Origin of the sequence: Parasedimentitalea huanghaiensis (assembly GCF_009753675.1) — a bacterium.
Lineage (GTDB): Bacteria > Pseudomonadota > Alphaproteobacteria > Rhodobacterales > Rhodobacteraceae > Parasedimentitalea > Parasedimentitalea huanghaiensis.
This window is the reverse complement of sequence record NZ_WQLV01000011.1, coordinates 82,886-107,242: the sequence shown is the minus strand read 5'-3', so window position 1 is coordinate 107,242 and position 24,357 is coordinate 82,886. Positions and strand designations below refer to the sequence as shown.

Below are 24,357 nucleotides of genomic sequence, written 5' to 3'. Positions count from 1 at the left end.
GAATCCTTCCTGGTGCAGGTTTTTGACCTGCGTTATTTTTAAAGGCTGCGAGAAATCAGTTCTTTCATGATTTCGTTGGTGCCGCCGTAGATCCGCTGCACCCGAGCGTCAGTCCACATCTCGCCAACGGCGTACTCTTGCATGAACCCATAGCCACCGTGCTGTTGCAAGCATTCGTCCAGCACTTCGCCCTGAGTATCGGTAATCCAGTATTTGGCCATTGCGGCTTTTTCGACGGTCAGTTCACCACGCAGATGGTCGGCCATACATTCATCGAAAAAGGCACGCGCGACTTTGGTTTTTGTCAGGCATTCAACCAGTTTGAAGCGGGTGTTCTGGAACTGGGTCAGTGGGCCGCCAAAGGCTTCACGTTCTTTGCAATAGGCGATGGTGCGTGCAACGGCACCTTCCATTGCGCCAATTGCACCAGCTGCGATGATCAGCCGTTCTTGTGGTAGCTGCTGCATCATCTGGTAGAACCCTTGACCCTCGGCATTGCCAAGGATGTTCTCGGGCGGGATTTCGACATTGTCGAAAAACAGTTCTGATGTGTCTGCCGCGTGTTGGCCAATTTTCTCAAGATTGCGGCCGCGCTGAAACCCCGTTGCCCCATCGGTTTCGACAACGACTAACGAGACGCCTTTGGATCCCAGTGATGGGTCAGTTTTGGCGGCGACGATGATCAGATTGGCATGTTGGCCATTGGTGATAAAGGTCTTTTGTCCGCTTAGCCGATAGGCATTTCCGTCGCGGATCGCCTTGGTTTTGATGCTTTGAACATCGGATCCGGTAGAAGGTTCGGTCATGGCCAAGGCGCCAACCTTTTCACCGGACACCATTTTTGGCAGCCAGCGCTGTTTTTGCTCTTCACTGCCGTAGGCGAGAATATAGTGCGCAACGATACCGGAGTGAATGCCGGCGCCCCAGCTTGCCAGGTTAGCTCGGCTACTTTCGATCAGGATTGCAGCTTCGTGGCCGAAATCGCCCCCCGCACCGCCATATTCTTCGGGGATGGAGGGACATAAGAGGCCCAATTCACCGGCCTGATCCCAGGTATTCCTGTCCAGCATACCCTGTTGGCGCCAAGTGTCGTATTTGGGCATCCATTCGTTGGTAATAAACTGGGCGGTCATGTCAGATAACATCTGATGTTCGTCGGTCATCCAGGCGGACTTTGTCACGGTCATTGATCTCATGTCTCTCCCTTAGGCGTGCTTGTGTCAGCACATGCCTATCTTTTTCTGTCGTCCAGATCGGCGTTGAACAGGCGCAGCCGGTGGGTCAGGTTTTCAGTATCGGTTACGCTGTCGAAGTTTTCGAACAAGAATGACAGCGCTTCACCTTCATCGAGCCCCGCATCTGAGGAAAATCGTTTGAGACGGCGATAGCCGTCTTCTGTCATGGCCACTGGAAAGCGGCGGGTCAGGCGGAACCGTTTAGGCATGTCTCATCCTTGGGCCGTGTGTGGAAGGGCGGGAATATCCCGCCATCCCGTTAAAAGTGAGCCGCATCCAGCGCCATAACTGTGTCAGCACCGCTGGTAATGCGGGTGAGATGCAGGGCTGTGGCAGGCAAGCGACGTGCCATGTAATAACGGCCAGTGACTAGTTTTGTCTCATAGAACGCCGCGTCAGAGGACCCGGCGTCAAGCGCGCTCTGTGCCGCTTTGGCCATCTGTGCCCACATCAGCCCCAAACACACATGACCAAACATATGCATGAAGTCATAGGACCCAGCCAAAGCATGGTTAGGGTTTTTCATCCCGTTTTGCATGAAATACATGCCAGCGGCCTGCAGGTCCTTGCTCGCCGATTTAAGCGGTTCAATAAAGTCGGTGGTAAAAGCTTCGGAAATGGTGCCGTTTTCCTTACAGAAGGTTTTGACCATTTCGAAAAATGCCATGACGTGCTTGCCGCCATCAACGGCCAGTTTGCGACCGACTAGATCCAATGCCTGAACGCCATTTGCACCTTCATAGATCTGGGCAATACGCGCATCACGCGTGAACTGGCTCATTCCATGTTCTTCGATATAGCCATGGCCGCCAAACACCTGCTGGGCGCGTACGGTCATGTCATAACCTTCGTCGGTTAGAAATCCCTTGATCACCGGTGTCAACAACGACACCAAACCGTCGGCGTCCTTGTCATTACTTCGGTGGGCCGCGTCGATCATGCTAGCCCCCCAGAACAGGAACGCGCGCCCCCCTTCGGTAAAGCTTTTCTGATCCATCAGTGAACGCCGGATGTCAGGATGCACGATCAGCGGATCGGCGGGCCCATCTGGATTCTTGGTGCCAGTCACATCTCGCCCCTGCAAACGATCCTTGGCGTAGACCACTGCATTTTGATAGGCAGCTTCGGCTTGAGATACGCCTTGCATACCAACGCCCAGCCGAGCCTCATTCATCATGGTGAACATGGCACGCATGCCTTTATGCGCCTCGCCCAGCAGGTAGCCGGTGGCGTCGTCATAGTTCATTACACAGGTTGAGTTCCCGTGGATGCCCATTTTCTTTTCGATATTGCCAACTGACACACCGTTGCGCGCGCCCAAGGTGCCATCATCCTTGACCAGAAATTTGGGAACAATAAACAGGCTGACACCTTTGATGCCATCTGGTCCACCGGGGATTTTGGCCAGTACCAAATGGATGATGTTGTCGGCCATGTCATGTTCACCGGCAGAGATGAAAATTTTCTGGCCCGAAATTTTATAGCTTCCGTTTTCTTGTGGCTCTGCCTTTGTACGCATCAGACCCAAATCGGTACCACAATGTGGTTCGGTCAGGTTCATGGTACCCGTCCAGTCACAGGAGACCATTTTCGGAAGATAGGTGTCCTTTTGGGCGTCTGTTCCATGAGCCAAAATGGCTGAGGCCGCGCCATGGGTCAGCCCCTGGTACATTGTAAACGCTTGGTTGGAGCCGGAAAACATTTCGCTTATTGCGGTGCCGATAACATATGGCATGTTCTGGCCACCGTATTGCTCGGGCATGTCTATCCCGGTCCAGCCGCCTTCTTTCATCTGATCAAATGCGGCCTTAAACCCAGAGGGTGTCCGGACCATACCATTCTCCAAGACGCAGCCTTCGGAATCACCAATGATGTTGAGCGGTTGTAGCACTTCACTTGAAATCTTGCCGGCTTCTTCCAGAATGGCATTGGTGAACTCTGGGTCCAAATCGCTGTAGCCAGGAACGTTGGAGGCAGTGACTTTCAAAACGTCGTGCAGCAAAAACTGCATGTCTTTTGTAGGGGCGGTGTAGATGGGCATTTGGTGCTCCCTCGTAACAAGATACGGTGGTATGTTAGTTGCCCCCCAGCAGGGTGGCTATTTATTGTGAGTAGGCTGGCCTATTCGGCGGCTTTTTTGCTAATTTTTGCCGAGGCGATGACTTTCTCACCCCACTTCAATTGCTGCTTCAGGTCTTCGATGGCTTCATTCAGCTCATCCCGCTGGCGTTCCATATCTGCCAAGCGGTCGCAGGCAATGTCGTAGGTGCGTGACAGCTGAGTGTGTTGTTGATCCCCCATGTGGTAGAGATCGAGCAGCTGCCGGATCTCTTCCAGGCTAAAACCAAAACGTTTGCCGCGAAGGATGAGTTTAAGACGGGCTCTGTCTCGCTTGGTGAACAGTCGTTTCTGGCCTTCACGAATTGGAAACAAGAGTTCCTTGGCTTCGTAGAATCGCAGGGTTCGTGGCGTTACATCGTATGCATCGCACATCTCGCGAATGGTCATGGTGTCTTCGGTCATCTTGATCCCTCTCGCTGCAATGCAGTCTTCATGCTGTGCACTTCGAGTGTAACATACAGTACAATCTTGACGTTTACGTAAGTTGTACGCAACGTCAGTTTGATTTGTGACGTTGGGTTCAATTGCGCCAGCCCTGCTTTCTAGGGCGATCACACCGTTAAAACACATAAAAGTGCCGCGCGCAGAGGCGATTAAGACTGTGGGTGGGTTCAAGAACCGAAAGAGGTATTGCCGAGTACTTGGTAGGCAATTGCATCTACAGTGTTACAAGACCAGATATCAGGTAATCTCGCGAGCTGCGGTCTCACGCAGGCTGGTCAGTTCACTCAAGGCTTCATCCAGCTGCTCACGTTGCGCTTTAAGCTCGATCATCTGGCGGTCGGCCATTTCCAAAAAAGCTTGGGCTTGGGCTTGATCGCCCTCATTTTCGTAGATCAGTAGCCACTGGCGAATCTCTTCCAGCTGAAAACCAAACTTGCGTCCACGCATGATCAACTTCATCCGGGCGCGTTCTCGGGCAGTATAGAATCGGGATCGGCCTTCGCGGTCGGGCTGGAGAAGTTCAATGTATTCATAATAGCGAAGGGTACGTGGCGTTACATCAAACGCCGCGCACATCTCTTTGAATGACAATCTGGCTTCGGTCATCCACGATCCTCCTTTTGAGGGCAACCTATGCACTTGCATTGTGTAGTGCAACAGGTGGGGTTGCTCATTCAGTCAGGTGCAGCGCATAAAGCTATGCGCAATTTGAAAGGGACAGCTACATGGGTGACAAAACGCAACTGGCCCGCCAGTTTATTCAGGCCATCCCTCATGCTCAGGAACTGGGCCTGGTGCTGACCGAAATTGGTGATGGTATGGCGAAAATCACCATGCCCTATGATACCAAGTTGATTGGCGATCCCAAAACTGGGGTTATTCATGGTGGTGCGGTGTCAGCTTTGATGGATACCTGTTGTGGTGCGGCAGTTATGAGCCATCCTTTGGCGCCTGGTGGTACAGCGACAATTGATTTGCGTATCGATTACATGCGCGCTGCAACGCCGGGACAGACCATTACCACCAAAGCCACCTGTCACCACATCAGTCGCAATGTTGCATTTGTGCGCGCAGTTGCTGTCGACGATGATGCTGAACGCCCGGTGGCTACCGCTTCGGGTGCGTTCTCGGTGGAGGCAGGGTTTTGAGCCGCCCCCGTCCGGAACCAATGCAGGTGGTCAAACAACGCCGTGACGCAGCGCTAACGGCATTGGTCGATTCGGTGCCCTATATTCGGTTTCTCGACATCAGTTTTGATCGTCGTGGCGACGAGCTGACCGGCCAGCTCAATTTTGACCAAAAACTGATCGGCAACCCCTATCTGCCAGCAATCCATGGAGGCGTAACTGCGGCCTTTCTAGAGGTCACAGCGGTGATGACGTTGAACTGGCTACATCTTTGGCCCAAGATTGAAGCCGGAGAATTAGATCCTTCAGAGATGGCAGCCGGTAAGCTGCCTCGACAGCCAAAAACCATCGATTTTACTGTGGACTATCTTCGCTCTGGTCTACCCCGCGATGCCTATGCGCGGGCCACAGTTGCACGTTCCGGTCGTCGTTTTGCCAGCGTCAGGGTCGAGGCCTGGCAAGATCACAAAGATAAGCTGTTTGCACAGGCAACGGGTCACTTTCTGATGCCTCAAGGGGGCGAGAAGAATGACGCAAACACGTCCTGAACCTGTGTTGGGGCATAGGCGGGTACTAAAGATTGCACTGCCGATAGTATTGTCCAACGCAACCGTCCCAATTTTGGGCGCGGTAGATACTGGCGTGGTAGGCCAGATGGGGGCAGCAGCGCCCATTGGGGCCGTCGGTCTGGGTGCGATCATTCTGGGTGCTCTCTACTGGATGTTCGGCTTTTTACGCATGGGCACCACCGGTCTGGCGGCTCAGGCGCTGGGCAAAGGCGACCATGGCGAGGTCGCTGCGTTGTTGACCCGCGGGTTGATGATTGCCGCCGCAGCTGGGCTGGCGCTGATTTTGTTACAATTGCCATTGATCTGGATGGCGTTTCACTTTGCGCCAGCCTCACCCGAGGTAGAGGGAATGGCGCGGGATTATTTGCAGATCCGGATCTGGTCAGCCCCTGCGGCGATTGGGTTGTTTGCCATCAATGGGTGGCTCATTGCGCAGGAGCGCACGGGTGCGGTGTTGGTTTTGCAGCTCTGGATGAATGGCATCAATATCGTGCTAGATCTGTGGTTTGTATTGGGGCTCGGCTGGGGTGTCAGTGGCGTCGCAGTTGCAACTTTACTTGCGGAAACTTCGGGATTGATGCTTGGGCTATGGTTGTGTCGGGCGATCTTTCGGCTGCCGGATTGGTGCAATTGGGCCCAAGTGTTCGACCGTGCGCGGTTGCGAACCATGGCTTTGGTCAACCGCGATATCCTGATCCGCTCACTGTTACTGGAGGCGATCGTAGTCTCATTCATGTTCTTTGGGGCCGGTTTCGGCGACGAGGTGCTGGCAGCCAATCAGGTTCTGCTACAATTTTTGATGATCACAGCCTATGGCATGGACGGGTTTGCTTTTGCAGCCGAAACGCTGGTCGGGCAGGCGATGGGCGCGCGCAAGCGCGCAGCCTTGCGGAGCAGCGCCCAACTGGCAGGTCTTTGGGGGTTGGGGCTTGGTCTGTTGACAGCCTTGGGGTTTGCGGTTTTTGGGGGCTGGATCATTGATCTGATGACCACGGCTGATCTGGTGCGCAGCGAGGCGCGGGCTTATCTTCCCTGGATGGTTGCGATGCCACTGCTGAGCGCAGCCGCATGGATATTTGATGGGATCTTCATAGGGGCCACTGCCACTCGCGACATGCGCAATATGATGCTGGTTAGTTTTGCAGTTTACGTTGTGGCAGTGGTTACGCTGGTTCCAATGCTGGGCAACCACGGGCTATGGCTGGCACTGATGATTTCGTTTGTGGCGCGTGGGATCAGCTTGGGTCTGCGTTATCCGGCGCTAGAGGCGCGTGCTGCCTGATTTTAAGTCGTGAAGTTCCACACCGCGAGCGTGAATAATGCGGTGTGGACAGGATTAAAGTAGGGCCTCGATTGCTTCAGTCGGGCGACCAATTGCGGCCCGGCTGCCAGATATGGCAATCGGTCGTTCGATCAGTGCCGGATCAGCTGCCATGGCTGTTTGCAGCTTGGCCTCGGAGCTGTCTTTACTCAGACCTAACTCTTTGAACCGCGCATCAGAGCTGCGCATCATTGAAATAGCAGATACACCAAGTGCGGATTGAACCTGTTTGATCTCCTCCAGGCTCGGTGGGTCCTGCAGATAAAGTCGAATTTGCACTTCAGCGCCTCGCTCTTGCAGCAGTGCCAACCCGGCGCGGGACTTTGAACAACGGGGGTTGTGCCAATAGGTAATCACAGCCAGTCCCCCCGTTTGCTGCCCACGGCCTGAGCGACATTGTCAAACCCATCGCGGGCCAGCAGATCGTCGAGCCCACGGGCAATGTCTCCGGCTAGCGACAAGCCCTGATAGATCATTGCGGTATACAGTTGCACCGCACTCGCTCCGGCGCAGATCTTGGCATAGGCCTGTTCCGGCGTGCTGATGCCACCAACACCGACAAGTGGCACCTTGCCATCCAGCAGCTGCGAGACTTGCGCCAGAACCCGGGTTGAACTCTCAAACAGCGGTGCACCGGACAATCCCCCGGCTTCACCCTTATGCGCGCTTTGCAGTCCAGTACGCGACAAAGTGGTATTGGTGGCGATCACCGCATCTACACCTGTTTCCACAGCAACAGCGGCGATATCTTGTATCTCATCCGCGTTCAAGTCAGGTGCAATTTTTAGAAACACTGGAATTTTGCGGTCAAGCTCGTTGCGGGTCTTAATCACACCCGACAACAGCGCCGAAAGGGCGGCCTTACCTTGTAGGTCACGCAATTTTTCTGTGTTGGGCGAGGAAACATTGACAGTGGCAAAGTCCAAATGAGCTCCGCAGTGTGCTAGTACCTTGGCAAAATCATTGGCCCGGTCTTCGCTGTCTTTGTTGGCACCTAGGTTCAGCCCAATCACCGCTCCCGTGGGACGCAAGGACAAGCGTCGCTCGATAAGGTCCATACCCTGGTTATTAAACCCAAACCGGTTTATGGCGGCTTTGTCTTCGGTCAGACGAAACAGTCTTGGTTGTGGGTTTCCAGGTTGTGGGCGAGGGGTGGCTGCTCCCACTTCGATGAAGCCAAAACCGGACTGGGACAAAGGTGTCAGGACTTCAGCATTTTTGTCAAAGCCTGCGGCGAGGCCCACAGGGTTGGGCAGATCAATTCCAGCCAACGTAGTTTTCAACCTTGCCGAGGTGACTGGGCCCGGTGCTGGAGATAGGCCCATCTTAAGTGCCTTGATGGCCAGCCCATGCGCGGTCTCAGGGTCGATGCGATGCAGGGCAGCTAACCCTATTTTCTCTACGAAGTTCATGCCAGGTCTGCCGGAAACTGATGGATGCCATCCACTAGCGGCAGTGGTTTTACCCAAAGCATTTCCGATAGTTTGAGGGGACGGTACAAATGTGGGAACAGCGCATTGCCGCGGGAGACTTCCCATTTAAGCGCTTCACCTAGTGTATCGGCACTATAGGCCAACAGCATCAGATCCGTTGCATCAGCAAAATGCTTGGCTGCGGTTTCAGCAGCTTGTTCAGCTGTTGAAAAATGAATGAACCCGTCGCTTAGGTCGATCGGTGCACCCAGAGTTTCCCCTTGGGATTCGAAGGCCGCCCATTCGTCGGCACGGAAAATTTTGTAAATCAGCATGTCAGCCTGATGCCCTGCGGGTGCAGCCGGGTCAAGAGATTGGCGTGCAAGATCAGAAAAACAACGGTTAAAGTGTCATAAGACCGTCGCGCTCATTGTCTAACTCGGGGTTACATTGGGCTTGCCGTGACAAGAGCCTTGCGATTCCGCAATCTGGGCGCGAATATGTCATATTCCCCAATGATGACGCCGATCGTCGCCATAGGGCGAGAAAAATAAGAACAGGGAGAACCTCAATTATGATGATGCGTATTCTAACTTCGGTCGCAGCCTTGGGGCTGACAGCTGGTATGGCTGCTGCTGACTATAATCTGACCATTCTACATACCAATGATTTCCATTCCCGCTTTGAACCCGTCAGCAAGTATGACAGCGGCTGCCGTGAAGGTGATAACGCAGAGGGGAAGTGTTTTGGTGGGTCTGCCCGTTTGGTGACAGCTATCGCTGATGCCCGCGCACGCAGCAATAATTCGATCCTTGTAGATGGTGGTGACCAATTCCAAGGTTCGCTGTTCTATACCTACTACAAGGGTAAAGTTGCGGCCGAGATGATGAACAAGCTGGAGTACGACGGTATGACCGTTGGTAACCACGAGTTCGACGACGGCCCAGAGGTTCTGCGTGGATTTATGGATTCGGTTGGCTTTCCCGTACTGATGTCCAACGCTGACGTCAGCGCCGAGCCTGCACTGGCTGATGTTCTGAAAAAATCCACCGTGATTGAGCGCGGCGGTGAAAAAATTGGTCTGATCGGTCTAACACCCGAAGACACCCCTGATCTCGCCAGTCCGGGTAAGAACATCACCTTTGGTGATCCGGTTGCAGCAGTTCAGGCCGAAGTAGACCGCCTGACAGCTGAAGGTGTGAACAAGATCATCGTGCTCAGTCACTCCGGTTATGTTGTCGACCAAAAGGTCGCAGCAGAGACAACCGGTGTTGACGTAATTGTTGGCGGCCACTCGAACAGCTACCTGTCGAACGTGTCCGACCGTGCTGTTGGTCCTTACCCAACAATGGTCAACGACACAGCGATTGTTCAGGCCTATGCTTATGGCAAGTTCCTGGGTGAATTGAACGTGACTTTTGACGATGCTGGCAATGTGGTTGAAGCCAAAGGTGAACCCTTGAGCATGGACGCCACCGTGGCCGAAGACGAAGCCACAGTTGCGCGTATTGCTGAGCTGGGCACACCGCTGGAAGAGATCCGCACCAAAGTTGTGGCTGAATCAGCTGAATCCATCAACGGTGACCGTGCTGTTTGCCGCATCCAGGAATGCCAGATGGGCAACCTTGTTGCTGACGCAATGTTGGCTCGGGTCAAGGATCAGGGCGTAACAATCGCGATCGCAAACTCAGGCGGCATTCGTGCCAGCATGGAGTCGGGCGAAGTCACCATGGGTGAAGTTCTGTCGGTTCTGCCGTTCCAGAACACCCTGTCGACCTTTGAACTGGATGGCGCAACGCTGGTTGCTGCCCTAGAAAACGGTGTGAGCCAAGTAGAAGAGGTCAAAGGTCGCTTCCCACAGGTTGCCGGTCTTAAGTTTAGCTGGGACGCAAGCGTTGCTGCCGGTGAAGGCCGTGTTCAGGACGTGATGGTTGCTGATGGTGACGGATACGTAGCTGTTGATCCGGCCAAGACCTACATGGTTGTAACCAACAATTATGTGCGTGGCGGCGGTGATGGCTACAAGATGTTCGCAGGTGACGACAAAAACGCCTACGATTTTGGCCCCGATCTGGCTGATGTTCTGGCTGAATACATGGCAACAAACTCGCCATATAAGCCTTACACAGACGGTCGTATCTCTCAGAAGTAAGAGTTTCGAAACTGAGATATTATGAGCAGAGATTAAGCCCAGCTGACCAATTCAGCGGGGCTTAATTGTACCGGGCGAATGCGTTCTGTTGAGTTTAGCTGGCCATCACAGATCATACTCGGGCCAGAGGTCGAAATCGAGTTCGTCCAGAAACGGCTTTAACTCATCCGCAGCCTGTTGCCAGCTTCCTATCGATTTCGTTGAAATCTTGTTCCGAACTTGGTCGACGCTGGCTGTTTTAACTGTACCTGTGTTCCGTTCGGGGGAGATCATTGCCGGGTCCCAGTTTATTCCACAGTGTTGCGCAATACGCTTACTCACATTCTCTGGGTCGCGAGTAAGCTGTTCATATTGAACATTGAGAATTTTGGATGCAAAAGTCGTCCGCCACAATTCCATGTAGCGACGATACAGATTTGCACTGTGAGCCATTGAAATGAGGTCATTTGCGTAGCGTATTCCGCCTACGGGGAAGCGCTGAATCCATGTTGAAAGAGCTGTGTCTCGGGGATCCCGTAGAATATTGACAATCTTGGCATTTGGGATGGCGGACAAAATATAACCCAGTATCTGATAGTTGTGGGGCATTTTGTCGACAGTTGCTAAGCTGTTTTCGGCTGGATTTGGTAGATTACTAAAATAATGTTGGGCCAACTCAGCCGCATCTGAAGCGTTGAACTGATGGTTGGACTCTTGAAAGGTTTTGCAAAACTGTCTGGCAGCGCCCAATTCACCGCAGCCATGGACCTGTTCGCAAGATGAAAGCATCATTTCCAGCAAAGTGGTTCCAGACCTTGGTTGGCCAACGATGAAAATTGGTATTCGTGCCTCTACTTCAGACAAGTTCACTGTTACGTTTTTCGTTGCGAATTGTTGCTCAGCGAAACTGAAGTCCTTGTTTTCCCTTTCCGCCTCGTAAGGGAGGTGGGAAAACCGGATTGCGTTGGCCCTAGCATATACCGGCAAGGCACTAGTTAGGCCTTTGGAAATTTTGATAAGATTGGCACGGGCGAAGTGCAATAGGTCCGCTTCCGGAACCTCATCTTCAGAAATCTGTTCAATTAGCGCTAAGAGTTTACCTGCATCCTTAGCTGTCGCTAGCAGAGAGAGGTCGTAAATCGCCTCGAGGTCTTTTGGATTTCTGCCTACAATTCCGGTTAGTACTTTCTTCGCCTCAGCTTGGGCACCTTTATGATGAAGGGCCTGTGCAAACAGTCGGGCGGCCATTGGATGTGTTGGTGACAGTTCATAAGCTGAGAGCCGGTCATTGAAGCTTTCATTATAAAGATTCAAACGGCTGTAAGCTGTGCCACGTAAAGTCAAAAGTTCAATTTTTTCAGGAAATACACTTAGGCTGTTTGTGGCGAATTCTACCAGCTCATTCCATCGTTCTTGCCGCGCCAACAGATTTCCGAGAAGGCTATAAGCGTGAAGTATGTCGGGATACCGAGCAATCGTTTGGGTTAGGTATTTTTCGGCTGCTGGTATTTGGTTTGACATCTCAAGAGCGGAGGTCAAATTTTCGATATCTTTTTCACTACGAGGCCGAATTTTGGCTGCCCCTAAAAAGAAAGGGACAGATTTTTTATATTGCCCTTCTGATTGTAGCACAAAGCCTGCCAGTGAACGGAAATCGGGGTCCTTAGGAAATTTTTTAACGCCTAGTTTTGCCTTTTTTAGGGCTTGGGAATTCTTAGCGTTCTCTATGTCGAGGAGTATCTTGGATTTCAGAGAGGCTGCGGGCGACGAAGGCATGAAAGTGAAATATCCTTGAAATTGGTCTGGACATAGTTTCGTTGGTTGTGGATTTTTGAACCATGTGCGGACGACTTGCAAACACTCTTCCCAATGATGCGATGGCTCAGCTGTTTGCTGCACAGCCTTCTAACAGCTTGCCCGAGATTCCCAATTTCAACGTTTGTCCAACAAACCCAGTGCATGTCGTACGTAGCGGAGAAAATGGACGCCACTTGATCCCTATGCGTTGGGGATTTGTACCACATTGGTACCAAAGTGTTTCTGCCGGTCCGCTGCTTATTAATGCACGGGCAGAGACCATTGCTAATAAACCAGCCTTTGGAGAGGCCTGTCGCAATCGCCGCTGCATTATTCCAGCGACCGGTTTTTTCGAATGGACCAAAGACCTACAGGACCGGAAATTACCATGGTACTTCCAGCGACGTGATCGCGCGCCTATCGCCTTTGCTGGTATTTGGCAGAGTTGGGGGCAAGAGGATCCAATCAACACCTGTGCCATAGTCACGACCCAAGCCAATCAGAACGTGTCTTCGATCCATCACCGGATGCCAGTGGTTCTGGAACAGAAGGATTGGCCGTTGTGGTTGGGGGAGGCGGGGAAAGGAGCCGCGACACTAATGCGACCCGGCGGTGAAGCCGTGCTGGAATTTCACCGGGTAGACCCGAGCGTAAACTCGAACCGTGCGTCGGGGCCAGAACTTATAGAACCCTTCGAAGCGGGAGATGACCGGGCTGACCCTCTTATTTAGAACCTGTTCTGTTATCGTCCGTCTTGTCCAGCCCGCGGTGGGGTGCCCGGCTTAAATCATTGCCAGCAAGTATTAATTTTTGCAGCAATGCCACGAACTGCGCTTGTTCTTGCGCGCTTAGTCCTGACAGAATGTCAGGCTGGGCGGCTTTCACCAATGGATGCGCTTTGCTCAGCAATGTCTCACCATCAGACGACAGGAACAGTTCACGCGCCCGCCGGTCTGATTTGGACACTTTGCGCAACACAAGTCCTCTCGCATCAAGACGGTCTATGACTTTGCCGAGTGTTGCCCTGTCGTAGGCAATCAACCCTGCAACGGATGCCTGATCAATACCGGGGTGGTCATGGATGGCGCAGAGAGCAGCAAATTGTACCGGCGTCAGGGACAACCCTGCGGCGGTGACGTGTTCCATGAATTGGGCAACCGAAATCTGGTTCAGCCGCCGGATCAGGTGGCCAGGCATGCTGTGAATGTCCAGGGGGGATAATTCCATTTTATACTCGCAGTAATAGCCTAGTTTTAGGGTGGAAGGGCACCCTTCGGAAGTATTGGTGAAAATACCTGCATTAAGATTACTTTTCATTACTTCGATTACGCAAGCTGCTTTTATCATATCGCGTAAAACGAGACTTTCCCTTACATCCTGCTGCGGCTAGAGGTGGCGCATGGCTTTGACATTCCCCTCGCTGCTCGACCTTTTGGATCACTCCTATGATAGTGTGATTGATGTCCGCAGTCCTGGTGAATTTGCTGAGGATCATATCCCCGGCGCAATCAGTCTGCCGGTTCTGGATAATAGTGAACGTGCTGAAGTTGGTACGATGTATGTCCAGAAAAGCCGGTTCCTGGCCCGCAAACTTGGTGCGGCAATGGTGTTTCGAAACTCTGCCCATCACATAGAAACCGCACTGGCGGAAAAGGATGGGGGGTGGCGACCCTTGGTCTATTGTTGGCGCGGTGGTCAGCGATCGGGCTCTTTCACCTGGCTTATGCAACAGGTTGGCTGGCGTGCTGAGTTGATCGAAGGCGGCTATCAAACCTACCGGAGATTGGTGAAGTCTTATCTGTACGACCAGCCGTTGCCGCACAGTCTGGTGGCATTAGATGGTTATACCGGCACCGCCAAAACCGATCTTTTGCAACTGGCAAAAGATCGGGGCGCGCAGGTGCTGGACTTGGAAGGCTTGGCGAACCACCGGGGGTCATTGCTGGGCGGTATGGCAGGACCTCAGCCAAGCCAAAAGGCGTTCGAGACCGGTATTGCGTCTTGCCTGGCACGGTTTGATCCAACACGCCCAGTTCTGGTGGAGGCTGAATCCAGTAAGATTGGTGATAGAGTCATTCCTCCATCGTTGTGGACCGCGATGAAAGCAGCCCCACGTATTCAGATCGATGTGCCTGTGGCAGCACGTTGTCGTTATCTGATGCAGGCCTATGATGATATCCTGTCTGACGCCGATAAGTTACGCCGCAAGCTGGAACCTCTACGCGCACATCGGTCCAATGCGGTGGTGGACGCTTGGCTTGAGATGATCCGCGAGGGCAACAAGGTCGCGTTGACGGAGTCGTTGATGGTTCACCACTATGATCTGGCCTATTCCAAATCACGCCAGTTGGTGGATGCTGAGATAGTGGCAGAGGTCCAGGTGGCAGACCTGGACGCCGCTGGGTTAGACGGTGCAGCAGACAGGATTACTGTTTTACTGCAGCAATTTGTACCTGCCTAAATCAGTTCTATCCGGTAATGCCCTGACGTCATTGTCCCAATCACGGCCGCTGATTCACCTGCGTGTTGCAGCTCTTTCAATAGCGTTTCGGCATCGTTTGCAGATACCGCAGCTAGTAACCCTCCAGAGGTTTGTGGATCAAACAACAGATCCTGCGCTGAAGAGGTTTGCAGATCAGGCGCCAGCGCTCGGTTGTCGGCAAACAGGGACGAGCGAATGCCCAGGTCGGCCAGTTGCGCAGCGCCTTGCATCAGCGGCACTGCACCGGTGTTCAACCGGGCCCCAAGGCCAGAGGCTTCGCAGATGCCAGACAGATGCCCATAAAGCCCAAACCCCGTCACGTCAGTCATGGCGTGGGCGCAGTTCAGGATCTCAGATGCCCGCGCTTGCGGGCGCGACATCTGCGCCAAGGCGGCAGAAACCCATTCTCCATTGGCCTGGCCTGCCATTTCCGCCGCCATGATCACACCTGATCCAATGGGTTTGGTCAGGATTAAAACATCCCCCGGCAGGGCTCCGGCCAGTGTGATCGCAGGGCGATGACATAGTCCGGTGACGGTGAAGCCAATGGTTAGTTCGTCACCAAGTGAGGTATGGCCTCCGACAATTTCAGCACCGGCCGCTCTCATCAATTGGCTGGCTGTGGCCATAATTTCTCGCAATGTACGTTCCTGTAGTTCGGAAGACATCCGGGGCAAGATCAGATTGGCTGTCGCCGCCTGAGGCTGCGCCCCCATAGCCCAAATGTCGCCCAGGGCATGTACCGCTGCGATGCGAGCCATTACCACAACGTCGTCGGTTAATGACCGCAGGTGATCCGAACTGATAACTTGTTGCACACCGCCGGTCATTAGCAGTGCGGCGTCGTCACCGGGCAGAGGTGTAATGTCGTTTCGTTCTGGGCTGGGCAGCGGGGCAAGGGCGGCGCGCAGGGCATTGCGCCCTACCTTGGCTCCGCAGCCGCCACACATTGGTTTGTCGCCGATGGCCTCCGACATGCCCAAGGTGTGAAGTGGGGGCAGGGTGGGTTGTTCCAGCACTGGATAGTCGCGAAACTTCGCCATGAATTTCTGATCGATCCGGTTCTTCCAACGCCACATCATTGGGCCGGACAGCGTTCGGCCCAGTCGTTCAGCCAAAGCCGATTTCTGCCCCAGTGAGATCAGCTTAAGATAGTCTTTTTGAGGCTGATAGGGGCGCAGCTTGCCGCCGCTCAATACCGCGCGCAGATTGTCGAACAGGACGGGGGCTTGACGTACGGCATAGACCCCGGCTTTCGGACGCGGCGCGTGGGTCAGATGGGCGCAATCACCGGTGGCGAATAGTGCTGGATCTGAACTTTTCAGGTTGGCATCCACGCTGATGAACCCTTCGTTCAAGGCCAGCCCGGTTTCAGAAATCCAACCATAAGGGCGCGCGCCTGCTGCGCCGGTGGTGAAATCAGAGAGCACCTCGCGACCATCTTGCAATCGGATATGGTCGGGTTGGATGCTTTCAACGCCAACCCCTTCGAGCAGTGTCACGCCTAGTTCTGTCAGTGCTGTACGTAGTTTGTTACGGGCCGTGGCACCAATTGCGGTTAGGGCTTCAGCGCTGTCTATCAGGGTGGCCTGAGCCAGCCGTCCCTGTGATTTTAGCGCATATGCCATTGCCAATACCAACTCAACACCAGCGACACCGCCGCCGATGACGGCAATGTGGGCTGGGACGAGACCAGCGCGAAAGGTATCCCACTTGGCGGCAAAAGCCCCCAATGGCTTAGCTGGAACTGCATGGGCCGCAAAACCGGGCAGGTTCGGCATTTCTGAGGTAATACCGATATCAACGGAGGCAACGTCATAGGCAATCGGTGCACGCCCGGGCACCCGTATCATGCGGGCAGCAGTGTCAATTCCATCGGCAGCGCCAAGCACCACCCGCGCCCCGGCAAAACGCGCAAGCTTTACCAGATCAATATCCAGATCCGAGCGCTGATAGTGGCCTGCTACAAATCCTGGCAGCATGCCGGAATAGGGTGCGGTGGGACCGGGGTTGATGACGGTCAGGCGGGCCCCAGGCAGGGGCGACATGCCCCATTTTTTCAGAACCAGCGCATGGGCATGACCGCCTCCGATTAAAACCAGATCTTTGGTCAACGGCAGCTGGGAGTTCTTCATCGTTAGATTGGCCTTATCGCGGGGCCCGCGCAGTGTATGCTTGGGTTGTCATGTGGAATTCGCCGGTGTAACCGCTTAACCCTCGTCTGTGTCTGGCAGGTTTTTAGTTGCCCAGGCTCCGTCTTCACCCGCTGTTGGCAAGCTATTGCGACTTTCCCTCTGGTGGATATGCACCTTGGCAATGAAATTCGCCGTAATAGGGGCTGTCAGTAGCAGGAAGAGGGTGATCATCAGTTCATGCACCGACAAGTACGGCCCGTTTGCATAGGCATTGGCCATTGAAGCGAGTAGAACGCCGCCAACCCCCAACGTGGTCGCCTTGGTGGGGGCATGCAGCCGTGACATCGCGTCATTCAACTTTAGAAGGCCAAACGAGCCAACCAGTCCAAACAGACCAGCCATGATCAGGAATGCGGTGATCAGCAGTTCGAAAAACTGTTCCATGTCGGTCTCACTCGATGATGTTGCCGCGCAGGATGAAACGCGCGTATGCAACCGTTGAAACAAAGCCAAGCATGGCAACAATCATTGCCGCTTCAAAATAGATCCCGGTGCCCAGGGCGATACCATAGAGCACCATCAGGGCGATGGCGTTGATGAACATGGTGTCCAAAGCCAGAATACGGTCGGCGATTGCATCAGCAAACAACACCTTCCAAAGGTTCATCAGAATGGCCAGTGCAAAACAGCCAAAGGCGAATATGGCGGCATAAAGGATCATTCGAAAATCTCCATCAGGCGGCGCTCGTAGCGCTGTTTGATATCGTCACGCACAGCTTCGGGGTCTGGGGCGTCGAGGCAATGCACCAGCAGGGCGTGCCCCTCGGCTGAGACATCAGCGGTCAGGGTACCGGGCGTCATGGTGATGGTCCCAGCCAGTGTTGTGATGGCTTCGGGGGTGCGCAGGTCCAGTGGGATTGTAACCCAGTTGGGCTGGCGGTTGGCGTTGGACTTAAACACCACAATCTTGGCCACCACCACATTGGCCACCACGATATCGTAAAGCACCAGCAGAATATACTGGATGACCTTCAGCGGTTTGACCAAACGGGGGCGATCAGGCCAAAACGGTTGAGTGAAAAACGGGATCACCAATCCTAGGCCAAATCCAAACACCAGCGAGTTGAGCGAGAATCCGTTCACCAACAGCAACCACGTCAGGGTCAGCAGCAGCGTCAGAATTGGGTGAGGTAACAGTCTTTGCAGCAATTTCATTGCTCAGCCCTCCTCAGAACGGCGTCAATGTAGATGTTTGGGTCAAACAACTGTGCGGCAGTGGCAGTTGTATAGTCCATCATGGGGCCGGCGAATATAGTCAGGAGGACCAGGCTTCCAACTAAGGCAAAGCACGCGACAAACGGCAGCGCCCTGGCATTGGGCGCAGGTTCCTCAGGAGGGACTTGTGTATCGTCATCAGCTATTTCTGGTTCTGCTTCACGGATGTGGCTGTCATCGTGACTTTTCCAGAATATCTCGGACCCGGCACGGGCCAGGCCGATGATGGTGATCAACGATCCTGCCAGAATAACCGCCCAGATGTACCAGACCAACTCATGATCCCGTGCCGCATCCATCACCAGCAGCTTGCCGACAAAGCCGGATAGTGGGGGCATACCAGCCATAGCGATGGCGCCGACAAAGAACAGGGTTGCAATCAACCCGGTCTGCGCCATTGGTCGTTGTGCGATGATGGCGCCGCCGCGGCGTTCAATTACAAGATCTGCAATAAGGAAGAGAAGCGCTGCGGCTAGAGTGGAGTGTACAGTATAGTACAAGGCTGCCGCGGTCGCCTGAGGTGTGAACAGGGCCACCGCAATCAAGAGTGTCCCCATCGAGGTTATGGCTCCAAAAGCGACCAGTCGACCTATTTCACGCGATCCCAGAACACCAAGAGCTCCAACGGCCAATGTGAGCATGGCTGCAGGTAGCAACCAGTCACCAACCAGGCCAGCCGTGGCTGCTACATCGGGTCCAAAAACCAGCGTGTACATCCGCAAGATGGCATAGGCCCCGACCTTGGTCATGATTGCAAATAGGGCTGCCACTGGAAGCGGAGCGTAGGCATAAGAGGCAGGCAACCAGAAGTGCAGTGGCAGAACGGCGGCTTTGATGGCAAACACCAGTAGCAGCATCACCGCACCCACGCGTAGTAGAGCTGTGTCATCTGGTGATAACTCGGCTACGCGTACAGCCAAATCAGCCATGTTCAGGGTGCCAGTCACAGCATACAGGGTGCCAAGCGCCAGCAAAAAAAGACTGGAGCCAAGCAAGTTGTAGACCACATATTGCACACCAGCCTGTAGCCGCTTGGCACCGCCACCGTGGATCATCAATCCGTAAGACGCGATCAGCAACACCTCAAAGAAGACAAACAGGTTGAACGCGTCACCGGTCAAAAACGCGCCCAAAATGCCCATCAGTTGGAACTGTAACAGCGCGTGAAAATGGCGACCACGAGCGTCCCAACCAGATCCGATCGCGTAGAGAACAACCGCAAGCGCGAGTCCGGATGTCAGCAGCAACATTAAGGCGGACAGCCGATCCAGCACCAGAACAATACCAAATGGCGCGGGCCAGTTGCCCAGCTCATAGACTTGAACAGTACCATCGGCAGCTTGCACTGCGAGAATCAGCGTGATGGCAAGGAGGGCCACGGTACAGGCGAGCGAGAATATCCGTTGCAGGCTAAGATGATGGCGCAGCACCATAATGATAAAGGGCGCAACAATGGCGGGCAGCACAACGGGCGCAATCAGCAAGTGGTTCATGCGTCGTCTCCTGCACCATCGGCATCTTCAATCATGTCGATATGGTCATCCTTGGCCGACAAGTAGGCGCCAAGCGCAATCATCACCACAACAGCTGTCATGCCAAAGGAAATCACGATAGCCGTCAGCACCAAGGCCTGTGGCAGTGGGTCAGTATAGGCAACTTCGGCATATTTGTTCAAAACCGGTGGGGCGTTGATCATCAACCGGCCGGTGGCAAATAAAAACACGTTAACCGCATAAGACAGTAGCGACAGCCCCAGGATAACCGGGAACGTACGCTTGCGAAGGATCAGATAAATCCCTGCAGCAGTCAGGACGCCAACAGCAGAAGCAAATAGGATCTCCATGCTCAGACCTCCTCTTTCAGTTTAGCCGCGTCATCGCGGGCCGGGTTGATATCCATGGCATGTTCCGAGTTCATTCCCGGCTGCCAAGCCAAGCGGGCGAGGCTTTCCAGTGTCAGCATCACGGCTCCAACCACAGCGAGGAAAACTCCGAGGTCGAACAGGGCAGCAGTGGCCCATTCGAACTCTTCCAGCGGCGCCCAGTGCAGGTACCCAAAGGCGCTGGTCAGGAAAGGCTGACCGGCCAACCAGGCACCCATACCGGTGGCAGCAGCGATCAGAACGCCTGAACCAATAATGCCGTGGTAGTACACCTTCTGCCGTTCAGCTGCCCAGCTAAAGCCAGAGGCCATGTACTGCATTAGCATCGCGATTGCGGCGATCAGACCGGCTATGAAACCACCGCCGGGCAGGTTGTGACCGCGGAAGAAGATATAGGCTGCAACCATCAGCGCCAATGGCATCATCACACGTGTAGCCACCACCATCATCAAGGGGTGAGGGTCGCCGTCCTGAGGTGAATCCGGTTTGCGGTTCAGCAAATAGGCTCGTACTTTTGAACCAAGGATAGCTTCGGTCAGGGCGTAGATCACCAGTGCGGCAATACCCAACACGATAATTTCGCCAAAAGTATCATACCCCCGGAAGTCAACAAGGATCACGTTGACCACATTGGTGCCACCACCGCCTTTGTATGAATTGGCGAGATGGAATTCCGAAATCGAAGGTGCACTGAAGTCGCGGGTCATCAGGGCGTAGATCAATCCACCAACGCCGGTACCGGCAACTATGGCAATAACAGCGTCCCGTGCTCGAATGGCAAGTGGGCTTTCGACCGGCGTTTCTTTTGGGAGGAAGTTCAAAGCGAGCAACATCAGAATGATTGTAACAACCTCAACCGAGATTTGGGTCAGGGCTAGATCGGGGGCCGAAAGATAGTTGAACGACAATGAAACGATCAGACCCACCACGCCAATGAGAACCAATGCTAGCAACCGGTTGCGGTGGTTGAGCACGATGAACCCGGTTGCGGAGACCAGACAAATCCAGCCTATCACCGGTAATGCGCCAGCTTGTTGAACGGCACGTGTGGCCTCAGACGCAACACCACTCTGGTAGGCATACAGCGATATCGCGATTGTGAAGGCCACCATGATGGCAGAGTAGCGGGTGATTGACCCGTTGTGCAGCGCGTCTGTTACGCCACGGCTGGCTCGGGTCAGGGTGCCAAGCAAAGAGTCGAAAATCACCTTGGCTTCCGGTCGTGGGGCTGCGTTCCACATCTTTGACAGACGAGGATGCAGCCACAGCAACAACAGACCACCAGTGACCGCCGCCAATGACATCCACAGGGCTGGGGTAAACCCATGCCACAGTTTCAGTGAGAAGTAGGGCAACTCACCACCAATCACCGCACCTGCGGCAACTGAAACCAGTGGTCCAACGATGTGGTTGGAGCCGATGCCAATTGCGATCACCAGGAACACCAAAAAGGCAGGGGCCAGCCAAAGCCCGGTGCCAGGATCGTGGGGATGGGCAGGATAGTCGTGGCGCTTGGGTCCTAGGAAGACATGGACGATGTAGCGGAATGAATAGGCCGCAGAAAACAGGGCTGCAAAAACAGCCAGACCGGGGATGAAATAAGGAGATCCCATCCAGCTGGTGTGAAAGGCCTCTTCCAGCATCATTTCCTTGGATAAGAAACCGTTGAAAGGCGGCAGACCTGCCATCGACAGACATGCAATTAAGGCGATGGTAAAGGTGATCGGCATCAGGAACCGCAATCCACCCAGACGTTTGATGTCGCGGGTATGGGTTTCGTGATCGATGATACCTGCGGACATGAACAGCGCTGCTTTGAAGGTGGCGTGGTTGATGATGTGGAACACCGCTGCCACCGCGGCGATCTTGGTACCAAAGCCCAGCAACATGGTGATCAGGCCTAGATGACTGACGGTAGAAAACGCAAGCAGTGCCTTAAGATCATCTTTGAACAGGGCAATCACTGCCCCCAGCACCATGGTGATCAAGCCCGTTGTGGCAACAATGTAGAACCATTCTGGTGTTCCGGCCAACACGGGCCACATTCGCGCCATCAAGAACAATCCAGCCTTCACCATGGTGGCCGAGTGTAAGTAAGCGGAGACCGGAGTTGGTGCGGCCATCGCGTGTGGTAGCCAAAAGTGGAACGGAAACTGCGCCGATTTGGTAAAGGCGCCTATCAGGATCAAGATCAACGCGGGCAGGTACAGCGGGGAAGCTTGGATCATCTCTTTGTGTTGCAAGATTACAGTAAGATCATAGGAACCTACGATATGGCCGAGAATTAGCATGCCAGCGATCATTGCCAGGCCACCAGATCCAGTTACCGCAAGCGCCATGCGGGCGCCTTGACGCCCTTCGGGTAAATGCTTCCAGTAACCGATTAGCAGGAAAGAACTGAGCGAGGTGAGTTCCCAGAACACCAGCAAGAGCAGGATGTTGTCGGAAAGGACGATGCCGACCATGGCGCCCTGAAACAGCAGCAGATATGTATAGAACTGCCCCATCGGATCCTCACGCGACAGGTAAAACCGTGCATAAAGGATGATAAGAAGGCCAATCCCCAATATCAGCCCGGCAAACAGTAAGCCCAACCCGTCGAGAAAGAAGTTGGTGTTCAACCCCAGGCCCGGCAACCAGTCCAGCCGTGCCTGTATCACTTCACCGCGAAGGACAGCAGGTGCGTTTAGCAGTAAGCCGACAAAGGCCAGAAACGTGGTGAAACCAGCCGAAGCCGCAGCGGCATTTCGCCCGGCGCGGATCAGCAACGCAGGAAACAGCGCGCCAAGAAAAGGCAGGGCCGCAATCAGAAACAGGGACACGTGATGTTCTCCGGGCTTGGGCAAGGCAAAGTTATAGTTGCCTAAGCAATTTTTGGCTTCTGTGCCAGCCCTTGCAGCCCTTGGAAGGGGCTGATTTTTTCTGACACGCCACGTTTTGATGAATTCTGCTGCTTAAGTGGTGTCGGTTGGCGACGTTGACAAGAACTTGATGACCTTGTCAGAGGCTTTTTCTGACCGGTGTCGCAGAACATGTTAGGTCGAAGCAATTCAAAGTGTTGATCCGGAGAGCCCATGTCGCAGTTTCACCTTTCCAGACGCCGCCTATTGGTTGGTGGCAGTGCAATGGTTGCAGTTGTGGCATTTGGCACTTGGTGGAGCAGACGGGCGCCGGATCACGACCGCCCACGGCTGACGGTAGCAGAGGCCTATCAACGGGCGCAGTCGGGTGAAATCACTCTGGTTGATATTCGCACCCCCCTCGAATGGCAAACTGTTGGGGTTCCGGTTGGCGGGCATCAAATAGATATGCGGCGCCGAGATTTCATTGATGCGGTCGCCGCAGTAGCCAGCGAAGACCTGTCCGCTCCTATCGCGCTGATCTGTGCACGCGGCGTACGTTCAGCGCGGATGACGCTGGCGTTGAGTGAAGCTGGGTTCACCAATATCATTGACATACCGGAAGGCATGCTTGGCTCACGCGCAGGTCCGGGTTGGGTGGCCAGCAACCTGCCGGTTGCACGGTGGCAGCAATGAAATGCATAGCATTGGCTCTGGCCTTGACACCTTTGGCCGGCGCTGCGGCGGCCGACTGCGCTGGCCAGCCAGGGATTTGCGAAATTAGCGGTGGGGAATACCATATCGCCTTACCCGAAGGAGCGCAGCGACCGGTGCCGGTGGTGATGTTCCTGCACGGGTATGGCGGGTCAGGTGCTGGCACGATGGGCAATTCCAGAATGGTCGATGCGCTAAAGGCGCGCGGTTACGCCGTCATCGCGCCCAATGCCACGCGTCGGCGCAATGGCAACCGGTCCTGGGTGTTCTTTCCTGGGTGGGAGGGGCGCGACGAAGCCGCCTTTTTGCGCGATGTCATGGCGGACGCTGGCGATCGGTTTGGCGTGTCGAAAACGGACACTGTTCTGGCGGGGTTTTCGGCGGGTGGCTTTATGGTCAACTATCTGGCCTGTTCCAACCCGGGCGACTTTGAAGGCTATGCGTCGATTTCAGGAGGGTTCTGGCGACCTCAGCCAGAAAGTTGTGCAGCGCCGGTACGGTTGTTTCATACCCATGGCTGGGCGGACAAAACCGTGCCGCTTGAGGGGCGTTACCTTGGTGGAAAGCAGTTCCAGCAGGGCGATATCAATGCTGGTTTAGAACTATGGCGCGACACCAACGGCTGTGAAACCCATGCGCCCGACAAGGCTTGGCAGGACGGCACTGTCCTGCGCCGCCGTTGGGTGTGTGGAGAGGGCGCAGACATTGAATTTGCGCTATTTCCGGGAGGGCATACCGTGCCTAACGGGTGGGCTGATTTGATGCTGGATTGGTTTGAGGCGAATTAGCGTTCCTGTTTAGAACAGGCGTCACTCGGTCAACTTGGCGTTCGATCCCCGGTTTAGTGAACCCAAAAACCCAATTGATCTTCC

The 24,357-nt window shown here is 54.3% G+C and carries 25 protein-coding genes; 8 read left to right on the top strand and 17 right to left on the bottom strand.

Annotated elements, in window-relative coordinates:
* Window positions 1–38: 38 nt before the first annotated feature.
* From GO984_RS16900 to GO984_RS16880, 5 genes are all read right to left on the bottom strand, one after another.
* Window positions 39–1,187 (bottom strand): acyl-CoA dehydrogenase family protein, encoded by a 1,149-nt coding sequence (locus tag GO984_RS16900; protein ID WP_157023786.1) that lies wholly within the window; start codon window positions 1,185–1,187, stop codon window positions 39–41.
* Window positions 1,188–1,231: 44 nt separating this feature from the next.
* A complete protein-coding gene (locus tag GO984_RS16895; RefSeq protein ID WP_138164101.1) occupies window positions 1,232–1,444 on the bottom strand; it encodes a hypothetical protein in 213 nt (70 codons plus the stop codon).
* A gap of 50 nt (window positions 1,445–1,494) precedes the next feature.
* Window positions 1,495–3,276, bottom strand: coding sequence for an acyl-CoA dehydrogenase C-terminal domain-containing protein (locus tag GO984_RS16890; protein ID WP_157023785.1), 1,782 nt, complete (start codon window positions 3,274–3,276; stop codon window positions 1,495–1,497).
* A gap of 80 nt (window positions 3,277–3,356) precedes the next feature.
* A complete protein-coding gene (locus tag GO984_RS16885; protein ID WP_138164103.1) occupies window positions 3,357–3,758 on the bottom strand; it encodes a MerR family transcriptional regulator in 402 nt (133 codons plus the stop codon).
* 279 nt (window positions 3,759–4,037) lie between these two features.
* Entirely contained in the window at window positions 4,038–4,406 is a 369-nt protein-coding gene (locus tag GO984_RS16880) for a MerR family transcriptional regulator (protein WP_138164104.1), read from the bottom strand.
* 119 nt (window positions 4,407–4,525) lie between these two features.
* Here GO984_RS16880 and GO984_RS16875 point away from each other — a divergent pair, with 119 nt between their 5' ends.
* From GO984_RS16875 to GO984_RS16865, 3 genes are read left to right on the top strand one after another with little or no spacing between them, the layout of a single operon-like run.
* A complete protein-coding gene (locus GO984_RS16875) occupies window positions 4,526–4,948 on the top strand; it encodes a PaaI family thioesterase (protein ID WP_157023784.1) in 423 nt (140 codons plus the stop codon).
* On the top strand, window positions 4,945–5,475 hold the full coding sequence (locus tag GO984_RS16870; RefSeq protein WP_157023783.1) for a PaaI family thioesterase: 531 nt from the start codon (window positions 4,945–4,947) through the stop codon (window positions 5,473–5,475). Before GO984_RS16875 ends, GO984_RS16870 begins: the two co-directional genes overlap by 4 nt.
* On the top strand, window positions 5,456–6,778 hold the full coding sequence (locus tag GO984_RS16865) for an MATE family efflux transporter (protein WP_157023782.1): 1,323 nt from the start codon (window positions 5,456–5,458) through the stop codon (window positions 6,776–6,778). Before GO984_RS16870 ends, GO984_RS16865 begins: the two co-directional genes overlap by 20 nt.
* A gap of 54 nt (window positions 6,779–6,832) precedes the next feature.
* On the opposite strand, the gene arsC is transcribed toward GO984_RS16865, so the two are convergent.
* Genes arsC through GO984_RS16850 form a run of 3 tightly spaced genes read right to left on the bottom strand, consistent with a single transcriptional unit; the run spans window position 6,833 to window position 8,564 of the window.
* On the bottom strand, window positions 6,833–7,174 hold the full coding sequence (arsC, locus tag GO984_RS16860) for an arsenate reductase (glutaredoxin) (RefSeq protein WP_167740384.1): 342 nt from the start codon (window positions 7,172–7,174) through the stop codon (window positions 6,833–6,835).
* Complete coding sequence (locus GO984_RS16855; RefSeq protein WP_157023780.1) at window positions 7,171–8,229, bottom strand: quinone-dependent dihydroorotate dehydrogenase; 1,059 nt, start codon at window positions 8,227–8,229, stop codon at window positions 7,171–7,173. Before GO984_RS16855 ends, arsC begins: the two co-directional genes overlap by 4 nt.
* Window positions 8,226–8,564, bottom strand: coding sequence for a DUF952 domain-containing protein (locus tag GO984_RS16850; RefSeq protein ID WP_157023779.1), 339 nt, complete (start codon window positions 8,562–8,564; stop codon window positions 8,226–8,228). The genes GO984_RS16855 and GO984_RS16850 overlap by 4 nt, the downstream gene beginning before the upstream one ends.
* A gap of 239 nt (window positions 8,565–8,803) precedes the next feature.
* Here GO984_RS16850 and GO984_RS16845 point away from each other — a divergent pair, with 239 nt between their 5' ends.
* A complete protein-coding gene (locus GO984_RS16845) occupies window positions 8,804–10,381 on the top strand; it encodes a bifunctional metallophosphatase/5'-nucleotidase (protein WP_157023778.1) in 1,578 nt (525 codons plus the stop codon).
* A gap of 105 nt (window positions 10,382–10,486) precedes the next feature.
* Here GO984_RS16845 and GO984_RS16840 read toward each other — a convergent pair whose 3' ends face one another.
* A complete protein-coding gene (locus GO984_RS16840) occupies window positions 10,487–12,136 on the bottom strand; it encodes a tetratricopeptide repeat-containing sulfotransferase family protein (protein ID WP_157023777.1) in 1,650 nt (549 codons plus the stop codon).
* 62 nt (window positions 12,137–12,198) lie between these two features.
* On the opposite strand from GO984_RS16840, the gene GO984_RS16835 reads away from it, so the two are divergent.
* Entirely contained in the window at window positions 12,199–12,888 is a 690-nt protein-coding gene (locus GO984_RS16835) for an SOS response-associated peptidase (RefSeq protein ID WP_157023776.1), read from the top strand.
* Here the strand turns inward: GO984_RS16835 and GO984_RS16830 are convergent.
* Complete coding sequence (locus GO984_RS16830) at window positions 12,881–13,384, bottom strand: MarR family winged helix-turn-helix transcriptional regulator (RefSeq protein WP_157023775.1); 504 nt, start codon at window positions 13,382–13,384, stop codon at window positions 12,881–12,883. The two genes, GO984_RS16835 and GO984_RS16830, sit on opposite strands and share 8 nt — an antisense overlap.
* 172 nt (window positions 13,385–13,556) lie before the next feature.
* On the opposite strand from GO984_RS16830, the gene mnmH reads away from it, so the two are divergent.
* On the top strand, window positions 13,557–14,618 hold the full coding sequence (gene mnmH, locus GO984_RS16825; protein ID WP_157023774.1) for a tRNA 2-selenouridine(34) synthase MnmH: 1,062 nt from the start codon (window positions 13,557–13,559) through the stop codon (window positions 14,616–14,618).
* Here mnmH and selD read toward each other — a convergent pair.
* The 7 genes from selD to GO984_RS16790 form a co-directional block, all read right to left on the bottom strand.
* Entirely contained in the window at window positions 14,615–16,774 is a 2,160-nt protein-coding gene (selD, locus tag GO984_RS16820; RefSeq protein ID WP_157023773.1) for a selenide, water dikinase SelD, read from the bottom strand. The genes mnmH and selD overlap by 4 nt on opposite strands.
* Window positions 16,775–16,849: 75 nt before the next feature.
* Entirely contained in the window at window positions 16,850–17,218 is a 369-nt protein-coding gene (locus GO984_RS16815) for a Na+/H+ antiporter subunit G (protein WP_157023772.1), read from the bottom strand.
* A gap of 7 nt (window positions 17,219–17,225) precedes the next feature.
* Window positions 17,226–17,495, bottom strand: coding sequence for a K+/H+ antiporter subunit F (locus GO984_RS16810; RefSeq protein WP_138164118.1), 270 nt, complete (start codon window positions 17,493–17,495; stop codon window positions 17,226–17,228).
* Window positions 17,492–17,989, bottom strand: coding sequence for a Na+/H+ antiporter subunit E (locus GO984_RS16805; protein ID WP_157023771.1), 498 nt, complete (start codon window positions 17,987–17,989; stop codon window positions 17,492–17,494). Before GO984_RS16805 ends, GO984_RS16810 begins: the two co-directional genes overlap by 4 nt.
* Window positions 17,986–19,542, bottom strand: coding sequence for a monovalent cation/H+ antiporter subunit D (locus GO984_RS16800; protein WP_157023770.1), 1,557 nt, complete (start codon window positions 19,540–19,542; stop codon window positions 17,986–17,988). The genes GO984_RS16805 and GO984_RS16800 overlap by 4 nt, the downstream gene beginning before the upstream one ends.
* Entirely contained in the window at window positions 19,539–19,892 is a 354-nt protein-coding gene (locus GO984_RS16795; RefSeq protein ID WP_138164121.1) for a Na+/H+ antiporter subunit C, read from the bottom strand. The genes GO984_RS16800 and GO984_RS16795 overlap by 4 nt, the downstream gene beginning before the upstream one ends.
* Window positions 19,893–19,894: 2 nt before the next feature.
* Window positions 19,895–22,753 carry a monovalent cation/H+ antiporter subunit A gene (locus GO984_RS16790; RefSeq protein ID WP_167740383.1) on the bottom strand — a complete coding sequence of 953 codons (2,859 nt, stop codon included), beginning with the start codon at window positions 22,751–22,753 and terminating at the stop codon, window positions 19,895–19,897.
* A 252-nt stretch (window positions 22,754–23,005) separates the two neighbouring features.
* Here GO984_RS16790 and GO984_RS16785 point away from each other — a divergent pair, with 252 nt between their 5' ends.
* Together GO984_RS16785 and GO984_RS16780 are read left to right on the top strand one after the other, a co-directional pair.
* On the top strand, window positions 23,006–23,467 hold the full coding sequence (locus GO984_RS16785) for a rhodanese-like domain-containing protein (RefSeq protein ID WP_138164123.1): 462 nt from the start codon (window positions 23,006–23,008) through the stop codon (window positions 23,465–23,467).
* Entirely contained in the window at window positions 23,464–24,273 is an 810-nt protein-coding gene (locus GO984_RS16780; protein WP_157023768.1) for a CE1 family esterase, read from the top strand. Before GO984_RS16785 ends, GO984_RS16780 begins: the two co-directional genes overlap by 4 nt.
* Window positions 24,274–24,357: the final 84 nt, after the last annotated feature.